This is a genomic window from Pseudomonas sp. 9.3L (assembly GCF_058536285.1).
In genome coordinates this window covers 2,451,115-2,472,649 of record NZ_JBZUBK010000001.1, presented here as the reverse complement: position 1 = coordinate 2,472,649, position 21,535 = coordinate 2,451,115, and the positions used below count along the sequence as shown (strand labels likewise).

General features: G+C 63.1%; 23 protein-coding genes and 1 pseudogene. 6 read left to right on the top strand and 18 right to left on the bottom strand.

All coding sequences use genetic code 11. From position 1 onward, the window contains the following. Window positions 1-47: 47 nt before the first annotated feature. Window positions 48-272: pseudogene (locus AC4LE2_RS11385) on the bottom strand (hypothetical protein); the annotation flags it as partial. 85 nt (window positions 273-357) lie between these two features. Here AC4LE2_RS11385 and AC4LE2_RS11380 point away from each other — a divergent pair. Both AC4LE2_RS11380 and AC4LE2_RS11375 read left to right on the top strand, forming a co-directional pair. Continuing rightward, window positions 358-831 (top strand): nuclear transport factor 2 family protein, encoded by a 474-nt coding sequence (locus tag AC4LE2_RS11380; protein WP_491825867.1) that lies wholly within the window; start codon window positions 358-360, stop codon window positions 829-831. Window positions 832-1,013: 182 nt separating this feature from the next. Next, entirely contained in the window at window positions 1,014-1,406 is a 393-nt protein-coding gene (locus AC4LE2_RS11375; RefSeq protein WP_491825866.1) for a response regulator, read from the top strand. A gap of 14 nt (window positions 1,407-1,420) precedes the next feature. Here AC4LE2_RS11375 and AC4LE2_RS11370 read toward each other — a convergent pair whose 3' ends face one another. The 15 genes from AC4LE2_RS11370 to AC4LE2_RS11300 form a co-directional block, all read right to left on the bottom strand. Then, a complete protein-coding gene (locus tag AC4LE2_RS11370; protein WP_491825865.1) occupies window positions 1,421-1,690 on the bottom strand; it encodes a hypothetical protein in 270 nt (89 codons plus the stop codon). Further along, window positions 1,687-2,331 (bottom strand): cytochrome c oxidase subunit 3, encoded by a 645-nt coding sequence (locus AC4LE2_RS11365; protein ID WP_491825864.1) that lies wholly within the window; start codon window positions 2,329-2,331, stop codon window positions 1,687-1,689. The genes AC4LE2_RS11370 and AC4LE2_RS11365 overlap by 4 nt, the downstream gene beginning before the upstream one ends. Then, window positions 2,318-3,931 (bottom strand): cytochrome c oxidase subunit I, encoded by a 1,614-nt coding sequence (locus tag AC4LE2_RS11360; protein WP_491825863.1) that lies wholly within the window; start codon window positions 3,929-3,931, stop codon window positions 2,318-2,320. Before AC4LE2_RS11360 ends, AC4LE2_RS11365 begins: the two co-directional genes overlap by 14 nt. Continuing rightward, on the bottom strand, window positions 3,928-4,875 hold the full coding sequence (coxB, locus tag AC4LE2_RS11355) for a cytochrome c oxidase subunit II (RefSeq protein ID WP_491825862.1): 948 nt from the start codon (window positions 4,873-4,875) through the stop codon (window positions 3,928-3,930). Before coxB ends, AC4LE2_RS11360 begins: the two co-directional genes overlap by 4 nt. Beyond that, the gene (locus tag AC4LE2_RS11350; RefSeq protein WP_491825861.1) at window positions 4,872-5,711 is read right to left on the bottom strand and encodes an SCO family protein; all 840 of its coding nucleotides are present in this window, start codon (window positions 5,709-5,711) and stop codon (window positions 4,872-4,874) included. Before AC4LE2_RS11350 ends, coxB begins: the two co-directional genes overlap by 4 nt. Next, entirely contained in the window at window positions 5,708-6,124 is a 417-nt protein-coding gene (locus AC4LE2_RS11345) for a hypothetical protein (RefSeq protein ID WP_491825860.1), read from the bottom strand. Before AC4LE2_RS11345 ends, AC4LE2_RS11350 begins: the two co-directional genes overlap by 4 nt. Then, complete coding sequence (locus AC4LE2_RS11340; RefSeq protein WP_491825859.1) at window positions 6,114-7,085, bottom strand: hypothetical protein; 972 nt, start codon at window positions 7,083-7,085, stop codon at window positions 6,114-6,116. The genes AC4LE2_RS11345 and AC4LE2_RS11340 overlap by 11 nt, the downstream gene beginning before the upstream one ends. Continuing rightward, window positions 7,082-7,621, bottom strand: a complete 540-nt coding sequence (locus tag AC4LE2_RS11335; protein ID WP_491825858.1) for a c-type cytochrome — start codon at window positions 7,619-7,621, stop codon at window positions 7,082-7,084. The genes AC4LE2_RS11340 and AC4LE2_RS11335 overlap by 4 nt, the downstream gene beginning before the upstream one ends. Beyond that, window positions 7,618-8,151 carry a DUF3341 domain-containing protein gene (locus AC4LE2_RS11330; protein WP_491825857.1) on the bottom strand — a complete coding sequence of 178 codons (534 nt, stop codon included), beginning with the start codon at window positions 8,149-8,151 and terminating at the stop codon, window positions 7,618-7,620. The genes AC4LE2_RS11335 and AC4LE2_RS11330 overlap by 4 nt, the downstream gene beginning before the upstream one ends. Next, on the bottom strand, window positions 8,148-9,497 hold the full coding sequence (gene nrfD / locus AC4LE2_RS11325) for an NrfD/PsrC family molybdoenzyme membrane anchor subunit (protein WP_491825856.1): 1,350 nt from the start codon (window positions 9,495-9,497) through the stop codon (window positions 8,148-8,150). The genes AC4LE2_RS11330 and nrfD overlap by 4 nt, the downstream gene beginning before the upstream one ends. Beyond that, a complete protein-coding gene (locus AC4LE2_RS11320; protein ID WP_491825855.1) occupies window positions 9,497-12,451 on the bottom strand; it encodes a Fe-S-cluster-containing hydrogenase in 2,955 nt (984 codons plus the stop codon). Before AC4LE2_RS11320 ends, nrfD begins: the two co-directional genes overlap by 1 nt. Window positions 12,452-12,455: 4 nt before the next feature. Beyond that, entirely contained in the window at window positions 12,456-13,112 is a 657-nt protein-coding gene (locus AC4LE2_RS11315; RefSeq protein ID WP_491825854.1) for a cytochrome c3 family protein, read from the bottom strand. A gap of 12 nt (window positions 13,113-13,124) precedes the next feature. Next, window positions 13,125-14,123, bottom strand: coding sequence for a COX15/CtaA family protein (locus tag AC4LE2_RS11310; protein ID WP_491825853.1), 999 nt, complete (start codon window positions 14,121-14,123; stop codon window positions 13,125-13,127). A gap of 135 nt (window positions 14,124-14,258) precedes the next feature. After that, on the bottom strand, window positions 14,259-14,546 hold the full coding sequence (locus AC4LE2_RS11305) for a hypothetical protein (RefSeq protein ID WP_491825852.1): 288 nt from the start codon (window positions 14,544-14,546) through the stop codon (window positions 14,259-14,261). 59 nt (window positions 14,547-14,605) lie between these two features. Beyond that, window positions 14,606-14,908 (bottom strand): hypothetical protein, encoded by a 303-nt coding sequence (locus tag AC4LE2_RS11300; RefSeq protein WP_491825851.1) that lies wholly within the window; start codon window positions 14,906-14,908, stop codon window positions 14,606-14,608. 234 nt (window positions 14,909-15,142) lie between these two features. On the opposite strand from AC4LE2_RS11300, the gene AC4LE2_RS11295 reads away from it, so the two are divergent. After that, window positions 15,143-16,288 (top strand): zinc-dependent alcohol dehydrogenase, encoded by a 1,146-nt coding sequence (locus AC4LE2_RS11295; RefSeq protein ID WP_491825850.1) that lies wholly within the window; start codon window positions 15,143-15,145, stop codon window positions 16,286-16,288. A gap of 2 nt (window positions 16,289-16,290) precedes the next feature. Here AC4LE2_RS11295 and ftrA read toward each other — a convergent pair whose 3' ends face one another. Further along, on the bottom strand, window positions 16,291-17,274 hold the full coding sequence (ftrA, locus tag AC4LE2_RS11290; protein ID WP_491825849.1) for a transcriptional regulator FtrA: 984 nt from the start codon (window positions 17,272-17,274) through the stop codon (window positions 16,291-16,293). Between the two features lie 91 nt (window positions 17,275-17,365). Here ftrA and AC4LE2_RS11285 point away from each other — a divergent pair, with 91 nt between their 5' ends. Next, a complete protein-coding gene (locus AC4LE2_RS11285) occupies window positions 17,366-17,791 on the top strand; it encodes a rhodanese-like domain-containing protein (RefSeq protein ID WP_491825848.1) in 426 nt (141 codons plus the stop codon). A gap of 122 nt (window positions 17,792-17,913) precedes the next feature. Further along, on the top strand, window positions 17,914-18,108 hold the full coding sequence (locus tag AC4LE2_RS11280) for a hypothetical protein (protein ID WP_491825847.1): 195 nt from the start codon (window positions 17,914-17,916) through the stop codon (window positions 18,106-18,108). 7 nt (window positions 18,109-18,115) lie between these two features. Here the strand turns inward: AC4LE2_RS11280 and mgrA are convergent, their stop codons facing one another. Next, complete coding sequence (gene mgrA / locus AC4LE2_RS11275) at window positions 18,116-19,153, bottom strand: L-glyceraldehyde 3-phosphate reductase (RefSeq protein ID WP_491825846.1); 1,038 nt, start codon at window positions 19,151-19,153, stop codon at window positions 18,116-18,118. Window positions 19,154-19,348: 195 nt separating this feature from the next. Here mgrA and AC4LE2_RS11270 point away from each other — a divergent pair, with 195 nt between their 5' ends. Then, window positions 19,349-21,532, top strand: a complete 2,184-nt coding sequence (locus tag AC4LE2_RS11270) for an ATP-binding protein (RefSeq protein WP_491825845.1) — start codon at window positions 19,349-19,351, stop codon at window positions 21,530-21,532. The last annotated feature ends 3 nt before the right edge of the window (window positions 21,533-21,535 follow it).

Here is a 21,535-nt window from a genome sequence, read left to right as displayed (position 1 = left end):
GCACATGCGCTGAACCTATTTGCACGTGTGGTCGGTGCTTTGGTTTATCACATCGACTTGGTAACGCCTGGCCTGTTGGTCGGTAGGGCGTTATTACCAGCGAAGCGCCTCCATAGGGTTTCTCGAGTTTGGGGATCAAGGGTCAAGCACTGACGGTGCATGATCTGTTTCAGCCCATCGCCCATAGAGGCCTCAGGCATTGTGCAAAAACCGTGTTTACGAAACCAAGGACCATTCCAGGCAGGCTCATGGAAGGTGGTAAGGTTGACTGCTGCTACGCCAAGGCCTTTACACGGCCACTACCACGCGAACCCTGACTGAACATCCTTCCTCACAAGCCGTTCTGAGAGCGCTGAAATGACCGAAGAAAAACGTTTGCCGCTGCCACCCTTCACACTGGAAACCGCGATTCAAAAAGTGCGCGGCGCCGAGGATGGCTGGAATTCCCGAGACGCCGCTAAAGTGGCCTTGGCGTATACCGAGGACACCTACTGGCGTAACCGTAGCGAATTTATCAACGGCCGCGCCGAGGCCCAGGCGTTTCTTGAAAGAAAGTGGCGCAAGGAGCTGGACTACCGGCTGATCAAGGAGCTATGGGCCTTTACCGATCACCGCATTGCCGTGCGCTACGCGTATGAATGGCACGACGACTCAGGCACCTGGTTCCGGTCGTACGGTAACGAGAACTGGGCGTTCGCTGCTAATGGGCTTATGCAACGGCGCTTCGCCTGCATCAACGACTTGCCGATTGATGAATCCGAGCGCAAGTACCATTGGCCTTTGGGCCGGCGCCCGGATGACCACCCTGGGCTAAGTGAACTGGGGCTGTGAGACGCAGTTGTGTTTGTAAGGATTAGCTAGCGCCATGCCGCCGTGCACCAACGCGGATCGAGAGGGAACGCGACGGGGGTGGAACGGGAACTGGCTTCCCACCCCTCGACAAATAGCGCGAGGCATCGTAGCGTTAGCCCCCAGCCACGCTGGCCCATTCGGAAGGAAGCGGCAGAGTTTTTATGAAAGTACCTGGTGTCCTCTGGGCCAATCGAATCCGTCATCTTCGCGTCTTGGTGGTGGAAGACGACGCCTTGGTGGTCTTGTTCCTTGAAAGCCTGTTCCAGGCCGTGGGCGTGGAGCAAACCCTGGACATTGCCCCCACCCTGGACACCGCCTGCTGGTTGGCTCAAACCGGCAAATTCGACTTCGCATTATTGGACGTGTACCTCAACGGCGAACCCAGTTTTGCCGTGGCTGAGGCCCTGCAAGCCAAAGGCACCCCCTTCGCCTTCGCCTCAGGCTTTGCCAGTGACGAGGTACGCGCGCGGTTTCCTACCGTGCCGATGCTGGCCAAGCCTTTTCAGATGGCCGAGCTTGAAGCCCTGATCGTTCATTCACTGGAAGAAAATTAAGGGGATACGAGGTTTTATCCCCCGCTCATCCGCTGGTACAGATCCATGAGCGTCATCCCAAACAGCAGCACAAACCAGAACAGCGTGCCCAGGGCAAACAGCCTAACCAGCGGGCTGCTGCGCTGCAGCTCAACGAAGCACCCCAGAATGAGCGCGGCGTCCAGCGCCGCGCAGCTGTACAGCCACACCGGCCGCCAGGGCAGGGCAGATACGCTGATAGCGATACTGATGCCAAGCAGCACCAGGCCGGCGGCATACGCCAGCAGTACCCGAGGCGTACTCATGAGGGCCGCCCTACCAGGTAAAGGGTGGGGTACACAAAGAGCCAGATCACGTCTACCACGTGCCAATACAGGGCAAAGGTTTCCATTACCAGAAACCGCTCAGGTAAGGGTAAGCGGCCTACGCGCACGCGCCAGTACAGCCCGAGGGCCAACAGGATCGCCACCGTCACGTGCACCGCATGCACCCCGGTAATCACCAGGTACAGCCCCACGAACAGCCGTGCCGGCGGTGCCACCAGCGGGTTGCCTGCCTGACCCGGCAGCAGGTGTTCGTCGAACTCGCTGTGGTATTCAAACCCCTTGAGCAGTAAAAAACACCCCGCCAGGGCGCTGGCTACCAGCAGCCAGCGCTGTACGCGTGCTCGGTCGCCGCGTCGTGCCGCCGCTAAGGCCAGGGTCACCACCATGCTGCTGGTAAACAGCAGTGCGGTGTTTACGCCTGCCAGCAGGTAATGAAATTTGGCCACCGCCTCGGCGATACCCGCAGGGTGGGCCATGCGGTAATAGGTCGCCGTGAACAACAACACCCCGAACATCATGGTTTCAGTAGCCAGGAACAGCCACATGCCTTGATGCACCGCCTCGCGCTGCTGGGCAGCGCTGGCGAACTGTTCGGTGATGGGGTGTTCAATCCCGGCCATGGGTAGCCTCCGGTGGGTAATCGTAGGCCTCGAAGTCCACCGTGGGCACCTGCTCGAAATTATGCTCGGGTGGCGGCGAGGCGACTTTCCATTCAAGGCCCGCAGCCCCCCATGGGTTGGCCGGTGCTTTTTCCCCTTTGAACCACGACCACAGCAAGTAACAGAACGGCATGGCGTAGGCCACCGCCAGCACCGCTGCACCGGCCGTGGAGAGCACGTTCAGTACCTGAAACTGTGGCAGGTAGTGGTGATAACGGCGGGGCATGCCTTCGTAACCGAGCACGAATTGCGGCAGGAAGGTTAAGTTGAACCCCAGGAAGATCAACACCGCCGCCAGTTTGCCCAAGGTCTGGTTGTACATGCGCCCGGTGATCTTGGGCCACCAGAAGTGAAGCCCCCCGAAGAAGGCCGACACCGCCGCGCCCACCATGATGTAGTGGAAGTGCGCTACCACGAAGTAGGTGTCATGCACATGCAGGTCGGCGGCCAGCAGCGCCAGGAACAGCCCCGCGCACCCACCCAGCAGGAACAGCGCGATGAAGGTGCTGGCGTAGAGGAAGTGTGCGGTGATGGCCAGGCGGCTCTTGTACAGCGTGGCGGTCCAGTTGTAGACCTTGATCGCCGACGGGATCGCAATCAAAAAGCTCAGCAACGAGAACAGCAGGCTGGCGTACATGGATTGCCCCGCCACGAACATGTGGTGACCCCAGACCATAAACCCAAGGATGGCGATGGCAATGCTGGAGAACGCCACGAAGCTGTAGCCGAAAATCCGCTTATGGGCGGCGGAGGTGACCAGTTCGTTCACGACACCCATGCCGGGCAACAGCATGATGTACACCGCCGGGTGGCTATAAAACCAGAACAGGTGCTGGAACAGCAGGGGGTCGCCGCCCAGTGCCGGGTCGAAGATGCCTACATGGAACAGGTGCTCGGCGGCAATCAGCACCAGCGTGATGGCCAGCACGGGGGTGGCCAGGATCAGAATCACCGAGGTGGCATACAGCGCCCAGACGAACAGCGGCAGGCGGAACCAGGTCATGCCTGGCGCCCGCATCGTGTGCACCGTCACCACGATATTGATGCCGGTGAAGATGGACGAGAACCCGGTGACGAACACCCCGACGATCACCGCCACCACGTGCCCGTTGCTGAACATGGTCGACAGCGGCGTGTAGAAGGTCCAGCCCGTGTCCACGCCACCGGCCAGCAAGGCAAACAGCGTGAAGAGCCCGCCCCCCATGAGCAAATACCAGCTGGCCAGGTTCAAGCGGGGTAGGGCCATGTCGCGGGCGCCGATCATCAGGGGGATGAGGAAGTTGCCCAGCACCGAAGGGATCGACGGGATCAGGAAAAACCACACCATGATCACACCGTGCAGGGTAAAGGCACGGTTGTAGCCATCAGACGACACGATGTCGCCGTCGGGGGTGAGCAGCTCTACCCGGATCACCCCTGCCGCCAGCCCGCCGATGAAGAAGAAAAAAGTCACTGCCAGCATGTACAGCACGGCGATGCGTTTGTGGTCAGTGCTCAGCAGCCATGAACGCAGGCTATGGCCGGCTTCCAGGTAGCTGGGCACGGGGGCAGGGACGTTCATTGCGGCGGCTCCGTGTTACCGAGGGATTGGATGTAGGCGACCAGCCGCACGACGGCTTCTTCGTCCAGTACGTTGCTGTAGGTCGGCATGATGGGGGCGTAGCCGGCGGCCACCTGTTTTTGCGGCAGCATGATCGAGTCACGCAGGTAGGCCGCATCGGCGGTGACCATGCTGCCATCGGCCAAGGGCACCGGGCGGCCATACAGGCCTTCGAGCTTGGGCGCATGCACCACGGCCGAGGCACCGTGACAGCCGCTGCAACCCAGGTGCTGGAACAGCGCTTCGCCTTGCTCGGCCAGGCTGCCCGGCGCCTCGGCCACGCCTAGCCACTGCGCGTACTCGGCAGGCGTCTGCACCACCAGCTTCGCAAGCATGGCCGAGTGGTCGGTGCCGCAGAATTCAGCGCAGAACACTTGGTAGGTGCCGGGTTTGTCGGCTTGGAACCACATCTGCGTATAGCGCCCTGGCAGTAAGTCCTGCTTCATGCGCATGGAGGGAAGATAAAAGCTATGGATCATGTCCTCGGAAATCATATTGAGCTTGATTGGCCGGCCAGCGGGCACGTGTAGGGTATTTAGCTCGCGCTGGCCACTGGCGTGCTGGAATTTCCACATCCATTGCTTGCCCGTGAGCTGGATTTCCAGGGCATCTACCGGCGGCGTGCGGGCCTCGAAAAACAGCCGCGCGGATAACCCGAACAGAATCATCGCAGCGATGAAGGGCACTACGATCCAAGCGATTTCCAGCTTATGGTTACCCAGCGCGGCGGTGTGCCGTGGCACGTCCTTGCCCTCCCGGTAGCGCAGGCTGAACCACACCAGGCACACCACCACAGGCAGCACGAACAACAACATCACCCCGGTGAAGGTCATCACCAGCCAATCCACGCGGCTGGCGTAGGCCGAGCCTGCCATAGGCCACAGTTCGGTAAAGAACCCGTTCACCGCGCGGCCCTCCTGCGCTCGCGCGCAATCGCCACGCCGATACCCGCCAGTAATAACAAGCAGGTGAGGCTTCCGCCGATTTGCAGCGCCCGGATCACCAGGTTGTCATAGCCGCCCGTACGCGGGTCGTAGTGAAAGCACAGCAGCACCAGTTGATCTCCCAAGTCGCCTACCTTGCCTTCCCCCGCCTCGGTGAGGGCCAGGCGTAAATCGCTGGCTTGGTAACCCAGCCCGTATAGCCACCGCGTGAGCGTACCGGCGGCGGTAACTGTGGCCACAGCAGAAGCGTGTGCGTATTCGCCAATCCGTGGATCGAAGCGGTAGGTAAAGCCCATGGCCTGGGCCAGGCCGGCACTGGACGCCTGAGGGCCTACCAGAAAGTGGACCGACCGGTTGTTAGCCAGCGCCGGCCACCTCCGCGCCAGGGCTGCCAGCTGCTCAGCGGCGTCGGCGGGGGTTTCTTCCGGCTTGAAGCTGAAGGCCACCAGTTCGTAGTCCCGGCCCGGCTGGTAATCCAGCGCGTCCAGTACCATGAACAAGGTGGCCAGCTGGGCGGAGCACACGTTAGGGCAGGTGAAGTACACCGGCGCCACGATCAAGGGCCGTTTGCCGCTGTACTGGCGTAATGTGACCGCCTGCCCCTGTTGATCGGTAAAGGGGGCATCCAGGGGAAGGGCCGCGCCCAGCCGGTCCTCAATACCCGCCCCCTCGAATTCAGCGGCTGCAGGTGCGTTGGCGGCAGGGGTGGCGCGCGCCGTCGGGAGCGCCCCCAGCATCAACACACCCACCAGCAGAGGAGTCGCCCAGGCGTGTGGCACGTGAGCCCATGGTTTCATGGCGCAGCCCCCTGGCCAGGGGCGGGCCAGCCACGCTCGCTGAGGATCTGCATCGCCCGCTCGATGGGGATATGCGCCAGGCCTGATTCGCCAGGCACTTGCCCGTAACCCCGCAATTTGGCCTTGCCGGCTTCTATGACTTCGGCGCCTTGGGCGGGGCTGTTCACTTCAAGGCGTGGGCGCGGCGGAGGTTGGCGTTGCTGCTCTACCTCGGTCAACGGGGGCTGCCGGCGCTGATAGATAAGGGGGTAATAGTGCATTAGCAGGCCAATGGCGGTGCCGCACACCAGCAGCATCGCCACCAGGCCCGCGGCCGTGTACAGGATGCCCCGTACCGAGGTGCCGTCCGACCGGCCCTCCAACTGGCCCTCCAACTGGCCCTCTGGTTGCGCGCCTTGATGTTCAGCGGCCATGGTCATGCCTCCAGCGAGTTGCGCAGGCAATGGCCAGCCCCCAGGCCAGCCACGCCAACGGCAGCCAGAGGGAGGGCGCGGGCGTGACCGACGGCAGGCCAAGCCAGGCCATCTCTATAAATCCACTGAACAGGGTAAGCCCACAGGCCCATTGAAGTGCGTAAGGCCGCTTGCCCCAGGGCAGTGTCAACAAGGCCAGAGGAATCACCCCTTGGGTGAGCGCCAACACAACCGCCATCACCCCCCAGCCGTGAGTGCTGCGTTCGAGGTACCACTGAATTTCACGAGGAAGGTCACCTGCCCACACCGCCAGGTATTGCATGAAGTGCAGGTACACCCACAGCAGGCACGCACCGACCATCAGCCCACGCAGCAATCGATGGTCCGTGTGTTGCGACCCGAGCGCAGCCCACGCCAGGCCCATGAGCAAGGCACGCATCACGAAGAACAGGCCAAAAATGGTGGAGCCCAGCTCATCGTCCAGGCTCATCAGCCAGTCGATACCCGCACTCGACAGCGTGAGCACAACGGCAATCACGCCCAGCCCCGCACCCACGGCGCCCACGCCTGCCCTCTGCCGGCTAACCAGCCACCACCAAAGGGCTGCGTACAGCAGCGCCCGCGCCAGGAAGGTGACAGGCTGCAACCAGAACCCTCGGAAACCCTCTGCCGGGTGCAGCGCCCAGGGGTATAGCCACCAGGCCGCCGGTACCAAGATCAGTAATCCCAGCAAGGCCCACGGCAGGCTTTCGAGGCCCAGCAGCAGCCGTGGCGTCAGGGCTGCGCGCCATTGTCCTTTTATCAAAGGCAGCATCAGCCCCCAGAGCAGGCACCCTATCGGCAAAGTAATGCAGGTGAGCGCAGCGCTGAGCGCCGCCGCCAGTACACTGCGCCCCTGCAGCAGCGCACCCACCAGCAGCAGTGCCGCGCTCAAGCCGGCGACCAGTACCCAGCGGTTCATGGCGCTGCCTCCAAGGCCTGGCGGTCCTCTGGCGGCAGTTGCGCCACTGGTGCGTGCCGGCTTAGCTGCAAGGCCCGAATATAAGCAGCAATGGCCCAGCGGTCGGCCGGCGCTACCCGTGCCGCATAGCTGTACATCTGGCCGTAGCCGCTGCTAATCACGCCCACGAAGTAGCCTTCTGGCACAGAGAGCAGTCGGGGTTCTATGAAGTCCGGAGGGGCCGGGAAGCCCCGCGCTACGATGGTGCCATGGCCATCACCCGCCACTCCGTGGCAGGGCGTGCAGTACACCTCATACCGGTCCCGGCCACGTGCCAGCAATTCAGCGGTCAGTGCGGGCCGCTGGGCAAGCTGCGCCCGGCGGGCAGCATCACCACGGTCCACGGTGCCCGCAGGGGGCTGTTGTTGCACCTGACCATTAGGGAAAAAGTCACTGGGTGACTGATCCTTGGCCTTGCGCTGCCGCTCTAGATTGTCGCAGCCGGCCAGCAGTGCCAGAACGCACGCGAAGGCCGTTATTCGGGCCACGCGCGTCATTGCCACACCTCAGTGACTGAGTCTGCACGGTGCGACAACCACTCACGGGCCGCCGGAAGGTCGAAACGAGGGTCTTCAGCCAGCAGGCAGAGCGCGAAGCGATCATCTGACGCCCCGGCCAAGGTGCTGCTATCGAATAGCGGGTGGTGCAGCCTGGGCAGCCGGCATTCGATCAGCAACCCCAGCACGGTAGCGACGGCACTGAACAGTACCGCCAGCAGGAAGGTTACGATCATGAACGCAGGCAGGGCGACCAGCGGGCGGTTGCCCACGTCCAAGGGGTAATCCAGGTTGGTGTACACCTGCAAGCCAAAGCCAATCAGCGCCCCCACCACGCCGCCGACGATGCCATAGCGCACCACCCGGCTGCGCCCCAAGCCAAGTGGCGCATCAAGGGCCTCCAGCGGGAAGGGGCTAAAGGCTTCCATGCGAGTGTAGCCCGCCTCCCGTGCGGCTTGGCAGGCGGCGATCAGCGCCTCGGCCTGGGCGAAGTCTCCTAGTACGCCATAGGGCGTGGTCTTGAGGTTCATGCGCCCTCCCGGTTCTGGTAGAGCGCTTGTTTCACCTCGAAGGCCGAGACCATGGGCACGAACCGCAAAAACAGGCAGAACGGCACGCCAAACAGGCCAAAGGTGCCAAGGAACAGCGCTACTTCCCAGAAGCTGGGGCTGTAGGCATCGCTCCAGGCCGAGGGCATGAAATCACGGGTTTGCGGCGTAATCAGCAGCATGTAGCGTTCGCACCACATGCCCACCAGCACTGCCAGGGCCACTGCACTTAGCCAGCCGGCATGGCGCCGCACGGTGGGCCACCACAGGGCTTGCAGCAGCACCACATTGCAGGTGATCGCCAGCCAGAAGCTCCAGGCCGTAGGGCCGACCATCCGAGCGAGGGTGACTTCGATTTCCTGCGGCTCGCCGGAGTAGAACGCCATGAAGATGTCCGCCAGGTAGCCGTAGGCGGTGAGCCAGCCGGTGGCGAGGATCAGCCGCCCGAGCATGTCCAGGTGGCGTGCTGTTATCAGGTTTTCAAGCAGCAACAGGCGGCGCACCCCACAGGCCAGCAGGGCAACCAGCGCAAACCCGGAAAACACCGCCCCGGCCACGAAATACGGCGGGAATACCGTGGAGTGCCAACCGGCGGCCAGCCCTAGGTTGAGCAGGAACGAATAGCCGCTGGACACCGAAAACACCAAGGGCACCGCGAGGATGGCGATCAGCCGATAGGCCTGGTGCCATGCCGACCAGTGGCTGGCCGCGTTACGCCAACCCAGGGCCAGCACCCCGTAAAACACTTGCTGGCCCCGGTGCTGGGCACGGTCACGGGCGGCGGCGAAGTCTGGGATGGCGCCGATATACAGAAACAGCACCGACACCAACAGGTACGTCAGCACCGCAAAAAAGTCCCACGCCGTAGGGCTTTTGAACTGGGGCCACACGCCAAGGGTGCTGGGGTAGGGGGCGATCCAGTAAAAGTACTGCGGCCGCCCCAGGTGCAGGATGGGGTACACCCCGGCGCAACACACGGCCATGAGTGTCATCAGCTCGGCCAGGCGGTTGAGGGAATTGCGCCAGGGCCGCTCCAGCAATAACAGCAGCGCCGAAATGAAGGTGCCCGCGTGGCCAATGCCCAGCCACCAAATGTAATTGAGGATCGCGAACGCCCAGCTCACCGGGATGTTATTGCCCCACACGCCCACGCCTTTAGCAAACAGCACGATCACCGACACCACGAACAGCCCCAGCAGCACGGAACAAGCCCCGAGCAAGTACCACCAGCGGCGTTGCTGGGTAAAGCGCAAGGGGATGTCCATCACCTGCGCGGTGACCGCGCTGGCAGGCAAATCTTGCGGCAGGAAATGCGGCGTGTCGGCCATCAGGCGCCCTCCGAACCCAGCGGGGCGTCGGTGATTTCGCCCAGGTAAGTCGTTTTGGGCCGGGTATTGAGTTCCTCCAGCAGCCCGTAATGGCGCGATGAGTGTTTGGCTTGTGCCACCTGGCTCTGTTCCTGGGCCAAGTTGCCGAAGGTGATGGCTTGGGTAGGGCAGGTTTGCTGGCAGGCGGTAACCACCTCACCATCGGCCACGTCGCGGCCTTCCTTACGGGCGGTGATGCGGGCGTCGCTGATGCGTTGTACGCAATAGGTGCATTTTTCCATCACGCCCCGTGCGCGTACCGTCACGTTGGGGTTGCGCATGGCTTGCGTGGCGGGGGCGTCATCGGCCGTCCAGTCCAGCCAATTGAAACGCCGCACCTTGTACGGGCAGAACGAGGAGCAGGTGCGGGTACCAATGCAACGGTTGTAGACCATTTCATTAAGCCCCCCGGTACCGTGCACGGTCGCGTTGACCGGGCAGCCTGCCTCGCAAGGCGCCTGGTCACAGTGCATGCAGGGTACGGGCAGGAAGTGCGAAGTGGGCGCCTCGGGCGGCCCGGCGTAGTAGTGGTCCACACGCAGCCAGTGCATTTGCCGGCCTTTGGCGACTTCTTCGGGCCCAACCACGGGGATGTTGTTCTCCGCCTGGCACGCCACCACGCAGGCATTGCAGCCGATGCACTGATCCAGGTCGATGAGCATGCCCCAGCGCGTGTCACTGGCAGGAATCGGCGGGTACAGGGAAGGTTGCGGCGGTACTTCCGCAACAGGCGCCTCCAGGCTGCTGCGGGGGAACTCACGGATCAGCTCGGTGTGGCCCATGTCATGTTGCATCTGGGTGCTGGCCAAGGCGTGATGGCCGCCTGTGGGCATCAGTTGAACGCCTGCTTGCTCGTAGGGCGAATCGGCTGTCTGCATCGGAGTGACTGAGAACCCCACGCCGTCGGCTACCTTGCCGGCGCGGTGCCGGCCGTAGCCGCCATACACCACCACAGTCGCCTCGTGCTGGCCAGGCATAAGCCAGGCCGGGCCTGTAACGCTCCGCCCCTTCACGTCTACCTTGACCAAGTCCCCGTTGTTCAGCCCCAGGCGCTGAGCCAGCGCGGGGGCAAGCGCCACCACGTTCGCCCAGGTGAGTTTGGTGAGGGGCTTGGGTAATTCCTGAAGCCAGCCCAGGTTGGCGAAGCGCCCGTCCCATACGCAAGGGTCTGGGCGCAGGATCAAGGTCAGGCCTTCGGCCCGCGCTCCGGGAGCCGGTGCTTCGGCAGCCGCTGCTTCGGGTGCTGCAATGACGTCCAGCGCAGGGTACGCGCTGCCTTTCAGGTACCCCAGCTCCAGTGCTTCACGCCACACGGGCTCCGCCAATGCGGCATGGGTGTTGCGCACCTCGGTTCGTGCGTCTGCACTCAGCGCGCCGGCAAACAACGGCAACATTTCTGCCAATGCCTTGCTGCTGTAGAAGGGTGAGACCAGCGGCTGCTGAATGCACAGGCTACCGTCCACCGCACGCGCATCGCTCCAGTTGTCCAGGGCATCGCTCAAGGGCAGGTGCCAGTGGCACAGCGCGGCGGTTTCGTCGTAATAGAGGCTGGCGCACAGGCGCAGAGGCACCTTGGCCAGTTGGCCCGCAAAATCAAGGTCGCCGGGAGCCGTGTAGGCAGGGTTGCTGTCCAGCATCAGTAGGGTGTCTACCGTGCCGTCTGCCATGGCCTGGACCAAGGCGGGCAGGCCTTGCAAGGGCTCGCCGGCCAGGCTGAGCAGGCACACAGGTTCGCTATAGGTGACGGTTGTGCCGACGTTCCCCAGGCGGGCGTTCAACCCATGCACAGTGGCCTGCACGTCTACGGGCACATAGGCCCCCGCGGTGATCAGGCAACGCCCGCGGCGGGCATTCAGGCCTGCGGCCAAGTGGTCTATCCACTGCTGATCGGCGGCCGGGAGCGTAGGCCCCGCAGGCGCCTCACCCAATGCCGCCGCCAGCGCGTTCACGTAGGCCCGCACCTGGCCAGGGGCGATACGGCGGCGTTCGTGGGCGTTGGCGCCGGTCAGGCTGCTGGCCGCCTCCAGTACGAACAGCCGGGCATCGCCCTCACCCCGTGCAGCGGCCGCCCGGCGCTGGCTCCAGCCAAGGCCATGGGCGGTCTGCCAGGGGCCGGCGCCTAGCAGGTCGTCATCGAACGCCACCACCCATTCTGCGGCCGCCAACTGTAAGCGGGTGTCGACTGGGCGCCCGAACGCTGCACGAGCAGCCTCGTAGCGCCGCCCTTCGAAGGGTTCATATCGGTACGCCCGTAGGCCTGGCCAGCGAGCCTTGAACACCTCCAGTTGGCGCGCCAGGGTAGGGGAGCTGCTGGCGCCGATCAGTACATGGAAGCCCTCGCCCTGTACGCCATCGAGGCGTTCCAGCACCTCGCGCTGATGGTCCTGGAACGCTTTCCAGCTACTTTCTTCGCCCTTGTGGCGTGGCGCGGGTGCCCGATCAGGGTCATACAGGCGCAGGATCGCCGCCTGGGTAAAGGCGTCACACCGCCCCAACGTGGCCGGGTGGTCGGGGTTGCCCTCCAGTTTGGTAGGCCGGCCTACGTGCGTGCGCCCCAGCACCGGCTGGGCATATCCGCCGAGCGTCACCGATGTGGCATACCAGCGAGCAACGCCTGGCACTGTGTTCTCAGGTTGCAACACGTACGGCATAGCGGTATCAGGCGCCGGCCCACACGCCGTCAGGCCACCCAGGGCGAGGGAAGCGCCCATCAGCTGCAAAAAGCGCCTGCGGTCCATGCCTTCGGGCAGCGCCGCGTCGGTGAACTCGGCGTCCAACTGCGCGGCCAGCGCCGGGTGTTCAGCGAGGGCGCGCTGCTCCAGCGCCTCCAGGCTGCGCCAGTAGCGGCTCGCAGGCGTCAGCGCGAGCGTCTCTGTCACGATCAGGGTGCCGGGGTCGTACGTGCGCACGCTCATGAGATCACCTGTGGCATACGCTGCACGAGGTCAGGTCGCGGGTATCGATGTGGTACTGCTTGAGCAAGCGCTCGCCCAAAGCACGACGGTCCTCTTGGGTCGTCCAATCCATCTGGGTAACCACCTCCCGTGGGCGCAAGCGTGGGCCAGGGTCGCGGTGGCAATCTACGCACCACTGCATGGTGAACGCTTTGTCTCGACGCATCAGCGGCATGGTATCTACCCGGCCGTGGCATTCCACACAGCCCACCCCAGCGGTGACGTGAACGTCGTGATGGAAGTACACGTAGTCTGGCACCTGGGATACGCGGTTCCACTTCAACGGCTGGTTGCGCGCAAGGCTCTGACGCAGCGGCTCCAATACGTCGGCGTTGGTCCAGATCTGCGAGTGGCAGGTCATACAGGTGTGTGTAGGCGGCAGGCCTGCCTGGGCGCTGGTGGCCACGTTGGTGTGGCAATACTGGCAGTCCAGCTTCAACCCACCCACATGGTGCTGATGAGAAAAGGGAATAGGCTGATCGGGCGTGAAGCCCTGCGAGGTGGCGTAATCGGACCTTGCGAGTATCTGGGCAATGATGAACACCGCCACCAACCCACCAAACAGGCCAATCAACGTCAACCGAAGCCACAGGTCGGCGCTGCGCGAAAAGATCTGCCCCATGGTCGCCAGCCGTCACGGCGCGTCGCGCAGCAGCGCGGGCCGGGGCTGCCACTGTGCAGGCAGGCGGCCTCGGTCAACGGCAGGCGACTGTCCATAGACCCGATGACTGATCTCTACCAGCACCAACGCCAGCACGGCTGCGCCCGCCGTGTGAGTCAGCGCCAGCGGAAGTGGTGCTGACCACAGGGCGGTGGCCATGCCGATCAACGCTTGACCGGCGCCAGCAGCCACCAGCGCGCCCGCAAGGCCTTTAAGCCCGTGTCGATACAGAACAGCAGCCAAGGCGGCAAGTACCAGCATCAAAGCCACGGCGCCAAGCCGATGCACCATGTGCAGGCCGGCACGCGCTTCAAGAGGTAGCGCACCCGCCAGATAGCTTGGCCCAATGGGCTGTTGCAGCTGCAAGCTGCTGGAGAGGTCAAGGTCCTGCCACGCTACTGCGCCGCAGCCGGGCAAGGCAGGGCAGATGGCACCGGCGTGATTGGTGCTGGTCCAGCCTCCCAGGCACACTTGCACCACGAGTAAAGCTACTGCACCGGCCGCTAGCCAGCGCAGGGCGGGCAGCTTTGCTGCTGTCAGAGGAAGGGCCGTCAGCCGGCGCCAGTGCACATAGGCCAATGACAAAATCGTGAGGCCGCCAAGCAGATGCAGCGTGACCACTTGAGGCCACACCTTGAAGGTCACCGTCCACAGGCCCAATAACGCTTGCAGCGCGATTACACCCCACATCAGCAATGCCGCAGGTTGCCGCCACCCGTGGACGCGCCAGCTTAACCAGGCTTGAAGGGTCACCAGCACGACCAAGGCACCCGCGACATAGCGGTGGATCATTTCAGTCCAGGCTTGGCGTGCCGTCGGCAGGCCCTCTGGCACGCTGAGCTGGCCGTAGCAACCGGGCCAGTCAGGGCAACCCAGGCCGGAACCTGTCAGCCGGGTGTAGGCGCCCAATAGCACCACAATCAAGGCAAGCAGGGTAATTCCCAGGGCAAGGGAGGACTGGTGACGGGGCATGTTGTTACCTTATGTTTCTAGCGGTCGATGAACTAGACCGCATCGAAGCCGGGAATGCTCCGTCAAACCTTCAGTAGGGAATCAATCAAAGCAAGGCCAGGGCCCTGGGCAGGCCCTGGCGGAGCAGCGAGGGGCTTATTGGGCTTGGTCTTTCTTAAAGCGTGCCGTCTCACCCTGTGTGTCGTTCATCTTTTCAGACTTGCCCGGCTTTACATCCTCCGGGTTTTCCTTGACAGGCCCACCACCCAGAAGGCCAGTGCCCTTGCCTTTATTGGTGGCAGGGGTTTCGTTGGCGCCGTCACGGATTTCAGCGTGCACGCCCTTGTCGTCCTTATGCGTACTGGCGGTATCGGCCATGGCGTTGGCTGCCAACAAGGAGGTCGCCAGGCATAGGCTGGTCAAAGCAGTTTTATAAGCGTTCATGAAGCTCTCCTGGAAAGCATAAAGGCGCGCCGGTTTGGATCGGCACGCCCCGTGGGGTGTCAGGGTTTCGTCGGCGCGGGCGTGCTTGGGGCAGGCGCCGTATGCTGGTCGTGGGGCGTGGCAGGGCGCTTGTCCAGCTCTTCAACAGGCTGCATGTCGAGTGCGCCATTCGCCCCGGTAGGGTTTGTAATCGGGGCTGAGCCTTTGCCCGGTGCGCCGGGCACATCAACGGCAGGCGGTGAGCCTATGCCTGGGGTGGCGGGTGCGGTGTCATCAGACGTCTTGCCCGATGCCGCCCATGTAGCGCCTGAAGCAAGCGCCAGGGTAAGGCCAAGGTAAGCGAGGGTAGGGCGCAGGGTCATGTTCAGTCTCCTGGTGGCCGACAAGCACCACAAATGAGTGAGGTACTGTAAAGACTGGTAATCGACCTCAGACGTTCCCCCTGTGTTCTTATCAGGCCGCGAGCAAGCCGTAGGCCGCTGGTCCAGGCAGCGCCCAAAATTTTAAACTCGCCTTGCGCTGCTTACTTCTATTGCTCAAGCGCGTCAGTGTGTCATTGACGTTCCCGATGCCCTGATCGATTGAGGAGGCAACAGATGAAAGCGGTGGTATTTCATGGTGAAGGCGACATTCGCATTGACGACGTGCCCGAACCCCAACTTCAAGCGCCCACCGATGCCATCGTGCGGCTCACGGCCTCGGCCATTTGCGGCACCGACCTGCACTTTATCCGCGGCAGTTTCCCCGACATGCAGCCAGGCACCATCCTTGGCCACGAAGGGGTCGGTGTCGTGGAGCAACTGGGCCCTGACGTGCGCAACCTGAAAGTAGGCGACCGGGTGGTGATCCCCTCAACCATCGCCTGTGGCAATTGCAGCTACTGCCGCGCCGGCTATTTCGCGCAGTGCGACGTTGCCAACCCCAACGGCAAATCGGCGGGTACATCGTTCTTCGGCGGGCCCAAAGCCACCGGGCCCTTCCACGGCCTGCAGGCAGAGAAAGCCCGCATCCCCTATGCACACGTAGGCTTGATCAAGTTGCCAGATGCCATTTCCGACGATCAGGCCCTGGCGATGTCCGATATTTTCCCCACGGCCTGGTTTGGCGCCGAGATGGCAGGGATCAAGCACGGCGACAGTGTGGCCGTGTTTGGGTGTGGCCCGGTTGGGCTGTTTGCCGTGGTAAGCGCCAAGCTGATGGGCGCCGGGCGGGTGTTTGCCATCGATGGCCTGCCTGACCGCCTGGACAAAGCCAGGGCGCTGGGGGCGGAAGTGATCGATTTCGAGCAGGAAGACCCGGTGCAAACCCTGCAGCGCCTTACCGATGACATCGGTGTGGACTGCGCCATCGATGCGGTGGGCATCGACGCCAACCATTCACACGGCGGCCATCACCACACCCACGCGCAATGGCAGCCTGGCGACGCCCCGGCACAAGCCCTGCAGTGGGCCATCGAGGGCTTGGCCAAGGCCGGTACGCTGTCGATTATTGGGGTTTACCCACCCGGTTTTGATAGCTTCCCTATCGGCGCGGCGATGAACAAGAACCTGACCCTGAACATGGGCAACTGTCACCACCGGCGGTACATCCCTACGCTGATCGACCTTACCCTGGCCGGCCGGGTAGACCCCGCCAAGGTCCTCACCCAGAGCGAGCCGCTAGGCGATGCCATCGCCGCGTTCGAAGCATTCGAGCGCCATGACAGCGGCTGGATCAAGGTGAAGTTGCAACCCCAAACCTGAGCCTAGACCGGCAGCGGGTCCGGCACCGCCCGCCGTCCAAAGCGCTCGCGGTAAGCCGACGGCGACAAGCCGCTGTGCTTGCGAAACGCTAGCCGAAACGCCTCGACCGAGCCAAAGCCGCACTGCTCGGCGAGGCGTTCCAGGGCGGTCGGCGTGGTTTCCAGCAGCTCTCGCACCCTGGCCAAGCGGGCCTGCTGCAGCCACGCCTTGGGAGCGAGCCCTGTCGCGTTGGTAAATCGGCGTAAGAAGGTGCGCTCACTTATCAAGGCCCGCTCGGCCATGGCCGCAACCGTCAATGGCTGGTGCAAACGGCCACGTGCCCATTCCAGTACAGGGGCAAGGTCATTGCGCGAGGCGCTCGCCACCGGCGTAGGAATGAATTGCAACTGCCCGCCGGCGCGCTGCGGGGCCATCACTAGCCGCCGCGCCACGGTGTTGGCCACAGCCGTACCAAAATCACACGCCACCACATGTAGGCAGGCGTCGATCCCGGCCGCACTGCCTGCCGAGGTGATGATCTGGCCAGCATCCACGTACAGCACCGCAGCGTCCACCTCGATCAACGGGTAGCGCTGGGCAAGTTCATCGGTGTAACGCCAGTGTGTAGTAGCGCGCTTGCCGTCCAGCAGCCCGGCGGCGGCCAGCACGAACACCCCCGAACAGATCGATACCAGCCGTGAGCCGCGTTCATAGGCGGCTTGCAGCGCGTCCAGCAAGGCGGGAGGAGGAGGTATGTCGCCGTCACGCCACCCGGGGATCACCACTGTATGGGCATCAAACAGCCCCTCCAGCCCTAGATCAGCCACCACCTGAATGCCGCCCATGGCCCGCAATGGGCCTGCGTCGGCTGCAACGATGCAATGCTGATACCAAGGGAACTCGAACTCTGGCCGGGCCAGCCCGAAGATCTCTACGGCCACGCCGAATTCAAACGTGCAAAGGCCGTCGTAGGCCAAAATGGCTACGCGCCGTGGTTGAGTGTGCATATGGCGCAAACCTGCCGGTGCTTGTCCAGGCAGCCACTGTAACCACCTGCTGACGGCAAATACAGTGGGGCTACCTATAAGGAGCCACACCATGCCCAGCACCGTTAGTGAGATTCCCGCTGCCCTGTCTTGTGTCGCCTGGACACACTTCACCAACCGCCTGGCGTTCGAAACCGACTGCGCCGACGTGCACCACAGCCAGCAGGCGGGTGAGGTGGATTACACTCTGCTCGACGTGCGCAATGCCGCCGCCTTTGCTGCAGCGCATGTGCCGGGCGCCATCAACCTGCCTTATGCGCTGCTTACCGAGCAAACGCTTGCCGCATGGCCGTCCGCGACCCTGTTCGTGGTGTATTGCGCAGGCCCTCACTGCAACGCCGCGCATCAAGCGGGGGCCCGCCTGGCGGCACTGGGGTTTGCGGTCAAGGAGATGATCGGTGGGCTGACCGGCTGGCGGGACGAGGGTTTTGAGGTGGTGGTGGGTGAGCCTGGCGTGGAGGGCTGTGGCTGCGTTTAGTGTGTCAGCAGGCCTGCCTGGTGGGGTGCTGACGCGCATCGTGAATGCGCCGACAATCGGGCGTCAAACTTTTTGCCCAAGCGGCCGATAGCTTTCTTGACACGCTATCAAGAGAGTTGAGCATGACCACCCCATCGCTAACCCCACAAGGCAGGCCATTCCTGGGCTTCGACCCTCGCACCACCGCGCTCGTGGGCTTTGGGCTTCCGTTTAACGAAGTGCTGGGCCACCCCCGCGAGTTTCTGGTTGCTGACCTGCCATACCGCTTGGCGGCCACCATGAAAGGCGGCCGCATTGCGGTACGTGTACGCGCGTGACGGCGCCTTATTCGGCCGACGAAGGTTTCTCCCACAGGTTGATCTGGCCTTCCACGGCGAAGCGGTCGATCTCGGTCAGCTCTTCGTCGGTGAAGTCCAGGCGGCTCAGGGCCGCTACGTTTTCGATGATCTGCTCAGGACGGCTGGCGCCAATAAGCGCACTGGTGACCCTAGGGTCGCGCAGGGTCCAGGCCAGGGCAAGCTGCGCCAGGCTCTGACCGCGCGCCTTGGCGATTTCATTGAGCGCCCGCACGTGGGCCAGGTTCTCCTCGGACAAATGCCCCGCTTGCAGCGACTGACCACCCGGCTGATTGACCCGCGCATCGCTCGGGATACCGTTGAGGTACTTGTCCGTGAGCAAGCCCTGGGCGAGGGGGGTAAAGGCAATGACGCCGGCTCCAAGCTGCTCAGTGGTGTCGAGGAGGTCTTTTTCTACCCACCGGTTAAGCAAATTGTAGGCAGGCTGATGAATCACCAAAGGGACCTTCCACTCTGCGAGCAGTGCGGCCATCTCACGGGTTTTGCTGCCGGAATACGAGCTGATGCCCACGTACAGGGCTTTGCCCTGCTGTACGGCAGTGGCCAACGCACTGGCGGTTTCTTCCAGGGGTGTGTCGGCGTCGAAGCGGTGGGAGTAGAAGATGTCCACGTACTCCAGGCCCATGCGGGCAAGGCTCTGATCGAGGCTGGCCAGCACGTATTTACGCGAGCCACCGCCTTGGCCGTAGGGGCCGGGCCACATGTCCCAACCGGCTTTGGTGGAGATAATCAGCTCATCGCGGTAGGCCTTGAAGTCCTCCCGCAGCAGTCGGCCGAAGTTGGTTTCGGCCGTGCCGTAAGGCGGGCCGTAGTTGTTGGCCAAATCGAAATGATTGATGCCCAGGTCGAACGCCGTGCGCAGCATGGCGCGCTGGCGGTCGATAGGGGTGCTGTCGCCAAAGTTGTGCCAAAGGCCCAGCGACAGGGCCGGCAGTACCAGGCCACTGCGGCCCACTCGGCGGTAGGGAATGCGTTCATAACGGTCAGGGGCGGCGATGTACGTCATTGGATTCCTTAAGGAGGGGCAGGGAATGCTGCATTCGTGCGCATAGCTGTGACACCAGCGTAGGGCCGCCGACTCAAGTTCGGTCGGCAAAGCGAGTGCCGGTAGTCGCCCAACAACAGGCACCGTTGGCATAATCCGATGTCTTACGATTAAATCGCATGTCATGTGAATCCTTCACAGCGCTACAGGTCCGCTATGCCCTATGCTTCGCCCGGCCACATCAACCTGGAAAACTGCGAAAACGAGCCTATCCATACGCCGGGTTCGATTCAGCCGCATGGCGCCTTGGTGGGGCTGGACGCCAGCGGCAATGTGCTTACGCGAAGCCAGAATTTTGCTCAGCACTTAGGTGTGGATGCCGAGCCGGGCCGGGCTTTGCCCGAGGTACTGCTCGACCAACTGGGCGATGTCGTGGAAATCGGCCTCACGGCCAGTGATGGGTGGACTGACAGCAGCCGGTACACCAACCAGGCGTTGGGTTTTGATGTGATTGCGCATCGCTTCCAGGGCATGGTGTTCCTGGAGTTCGAGCCGCAGCCCTTGCCCCAGAACGCGTTTTATCACCTGGCTGGCGATGCGCAGCGCATCATTGCGCAGATCCGCCACGCCACCGATACGCAGGCGCTGTTGGCCAGGGTTACCAGCCGCATCCGCGACCTGACCGGCTATGACCGCGTGATGGCGTACCGTTTCCGCCCGGACGAATCCGGCGAGGTAGTGGCTGAGGCCCATCGCCCTGATCTGGTGTCCTACCTGGGCCAGCGCTACCCTGCGTCGGACATTCCGGCACAAGCCCGGCGCCTGTATATCCAGAACCCCACCCGCCTGATTGCCGACGTCGCCTACAGCCCCTCACCGTTGGTGCCTGATGTGCATCCTTTAACGGGGCGGCCGTTCGACCTAAGCCACTGCGAGTTGCGCAGCGTCTCGCCTATTCATTGCGAATACCTCACCAACATGGGGGTGCATGCCTCCATGAGCGTGTCCATCGTGGTGGGCGGCAAGCTATGGGGGCTGTTCTCCTGCCACCATGACTCCACTAAAACCCTGGCGTACTCCGTCAGGCTGTCGTTTCAAATGGTGTCGCAGATCTGCTCGGCACTGGTGGAGCGCCTGGAGCAGATCCAGCAAAGCGAGGCCATCAACCTGGCACAAACGCGCATTCATGCCCTTGAAGAAGGGCTACACGACGCCGATGACCTGATCGCAGCGCTGTGCCAGGCCCGCACGGGCCTGGACCAAATCATCGACTGCCAGGACGTTGCCGTTTGCCTCAAAGGCCGGGTGCAAACCTTGTACAGCCTGGCAGACGAAGCCGCGCGGCAGATGAACGAACACCTTAGCTTGCTCAGTGACCACAACCTTTATGCCTTGGAGCGCTGGCCCGGCCCAGAGCCTATCAATGGCCTGTGTGGCGTGCTTGCCGTGCGCTTTGACCGGGGCGAGCAAGGCTGGATCATGTGGTTCCGCCCGGAGCAGGTAGAGAACGTGCGCTGGGGCGGTAAGCCCGAGAAAATCGTCGACACCGGGCCGTTCGGTTCGCGGCTCACGCCTCGTGGCTCGTTCGATGCCTGGGAAGAGGTGGTGCGGGGGCAGTCTGTGCCCTGGTCGCGCATCGACCGCACCGTGGCCGAAGGGGTGCGTCAAGCAGTGGCAACCGTGGTACACAACCGCGTCAGTAATACCAACAGCATGCGTCAGATGCTGATTGCCGCCTTGGGCCATGACCTGCGCACGCCTCTCCAATCGATCACCATGGCCGCGTCCATGCTCTCCGACAGCGAGCAGCGTACGGCCCGGTTACGCCAGAGCATCGCTACCTCGTCGGGGCGCATGACCCGGCTGGTGAGCCATGTCATGGAGTTGAGCCGCTTGCAGGCAGGCCTTGGCATGGCTCTGAACCGCGTGCCCACTGATATTTCCGCACTGCTTGAGGTGTTAGCCTCCGAGGCCGAGTTCGCCTACCCAGGCTTGAGCCTGGAGCGGGCCATCCAGCCCAATTTGCATGCCGACGTAGACCCGGATCGCTTGGCACAGGTGGTCATCAACCTGATCGCCAACGCCAGCCAACATGGCAATGGCAGCCGTGCTCGACTCAGCGTGCAGCGCGGCCCTGGCGGCATCCTGCTGGAAGTGGCCAATCCGGCGTCGCCCATGAGCAGCGAGCGCCTCAAGAACCTCTTCACGCCGTTCAAAGGCACTACGAGCCATCAAGGCAATCGCGACGGGCTAGGCCTCGGGCTGTACATTTCCGATGCCATTGCCCGGGCCCATGGCGGCGCGATCACGGCTGAACAACGTGACGGCGAAGTGGTGTTCACGGTAGCGCTGCCCCTCGCCGCGCCCGTCAGCCAGCCTCTGAGTGCGGTGTTGTCTTGAGCC

Coding starts and splice junctions, on each gene's coding strand:
- AC4LE2_RS11380 (WP_491825867.1), top strand. CDS start 358: ATGACCGAAGAAAAACGTTTGCCGCTGCCACCCTTCACACTGGAAACC.
- AC4LE2_RS11375 (WP_491825866.1), top strand. CDS start 1,014: ATGAAAGTACCTGGTGTCCTCTGGGCCAATCGAATCCGTCATCTTCGC.
- AC4LE2_RS11370 (WP_491825865.1), bottom strand. CDS start 1,690: ATGAGTACGCCTCGGGTACTGCTGGCGTATGCCGCCGGCCTGGTGCTG.
- AC4LE2_RS11365 (WP_491825864.1), bottom strand. CDS start 2,331: ATGGCCGGGATTGAACACCCCATCACCGAACAGTTCGCCAGCGCTGCC.
- AC4LE2_RS11360 (WP_491825863.1), bottom strand. CDS start 3,931: ATGAACGTCCCTGCCCCCGTGCCCAGCTACCTGGAAGCCGGCCATAGC.
- AC4LE2_RS11350 (WP_491825861.1), bottom strand. CDS start 5,711: ATGAAACCATGGGCTCACGTGCCACACGCCTGGGCGACTCCTCTGCTG.
- AC4LE2_RS11345 (WP_491825860.1), bottom strand. CDS start 6,124: ATGGCCGCTGAACATCAAGGCGCGCAACCAGAGGGCCAGTTGGAGGGC.
- AC4LE2_RS11340 (WP_491825859.1), bottom strand. CDS start 7,085: ATGAACCGCTGGGTACTGGTCGCCGGCTTGAGCGCGGCACTGCTGCTG.
- AC4LE2_RS11335 (WP_491825858.1), bottom strand. CDS start 7,621: ATGACGCGCGTGGCCCGAATAACGGCCTTCGCGTGCGTTCTGGCACTG.
- AC4LE2_RS11330 (WP_491825857.1), bottom strand. CDS start 8,151: ATGAACCTCAAGACCACGCCCTATGGCGTACTAGGAGACTTCGCCCAG.
- nrfD (WP_491825856.1), bottom strand. CDS start 9,497: ATGGCCGACACGCCGCATTTCCTGCCGCAAGATTTGCCTGCCAGCGCG.
- AC4LE2_RS11320 (WP_491825855.1), bottom strand. CDS start 12,451: ATGAGCGTGCGCACGTACGACCCCGGCACCCTGATCGTGACAGAGACG.
- AC4LE2_RS11315 (WP_491825854.1), bottom strand. CDS start 13,112: ATGGGGCAGATCTTTTCGCGCAGCGCCGACCTGTGGCTTCGGTTGACG.
- AC4LE2_RS11310 (WP_491825853.1), bottom strand. CDS start 14,123: ATGCCCCGTCACCAGTCCTCCCTTGCCCTGGGAATTACCCTGCTTGCC.
- AC4LE2_RS11305 (WP_491825852.1), bottom strand. CDS start 14,546: ATGAACGCTTATAAAACTGCTTTGACCAGCCTATGCCTGGCGACCTCC.
- AC4LE2_RS11300 (WP_491825851.1), bottom strand. CDS start 14,908: ATGACCCTGCGCCCTACCCTCGCTTACCTTGGCCTTACCCTGGCGCTT.
- AC4LE2_RS11295 (WP_491825850.1), top strand. CDS start 15,143: ATGAAAGCGGTGGTATTTCATGGTGAAGGCGACATTCGCATTGACGAC.
- ftrA (WP_491825849.1), bottom strand. CDS start 17,274: ATGCACACTCAACCACGGCGCGTAGCCATTTTGGCCTACGACGGCCTT.
- AC4LE2_RS11285 (WP_491825848.1), top strand. CDS start 17,366: ATGCCCAGCACCGTTAGTGAGATTCCCGCTGCCCTGTCTTGTGTCGCC.
- AC4LE2_RS11280 (WP_491825847.1), top strand. CDS start 17,914: ATGACCACCCCATCGCTAACCCCACAAGGCAGGCCATTCCTGGGCTTC.
- mgrA (WP_491825846.1), bottom strand. CDS start 19,153: ATGACGTACATCGCCGCCCCTGACCGTTATGAACGCATTCCCTACCGC.
- AC4LE2_RS11270 (WP_491825845.1), top strand. CDS start 19,349: ATGCCCTATGCTTCGCCCGGCCACATCAACCTGGAAAACTGCGAAAAC.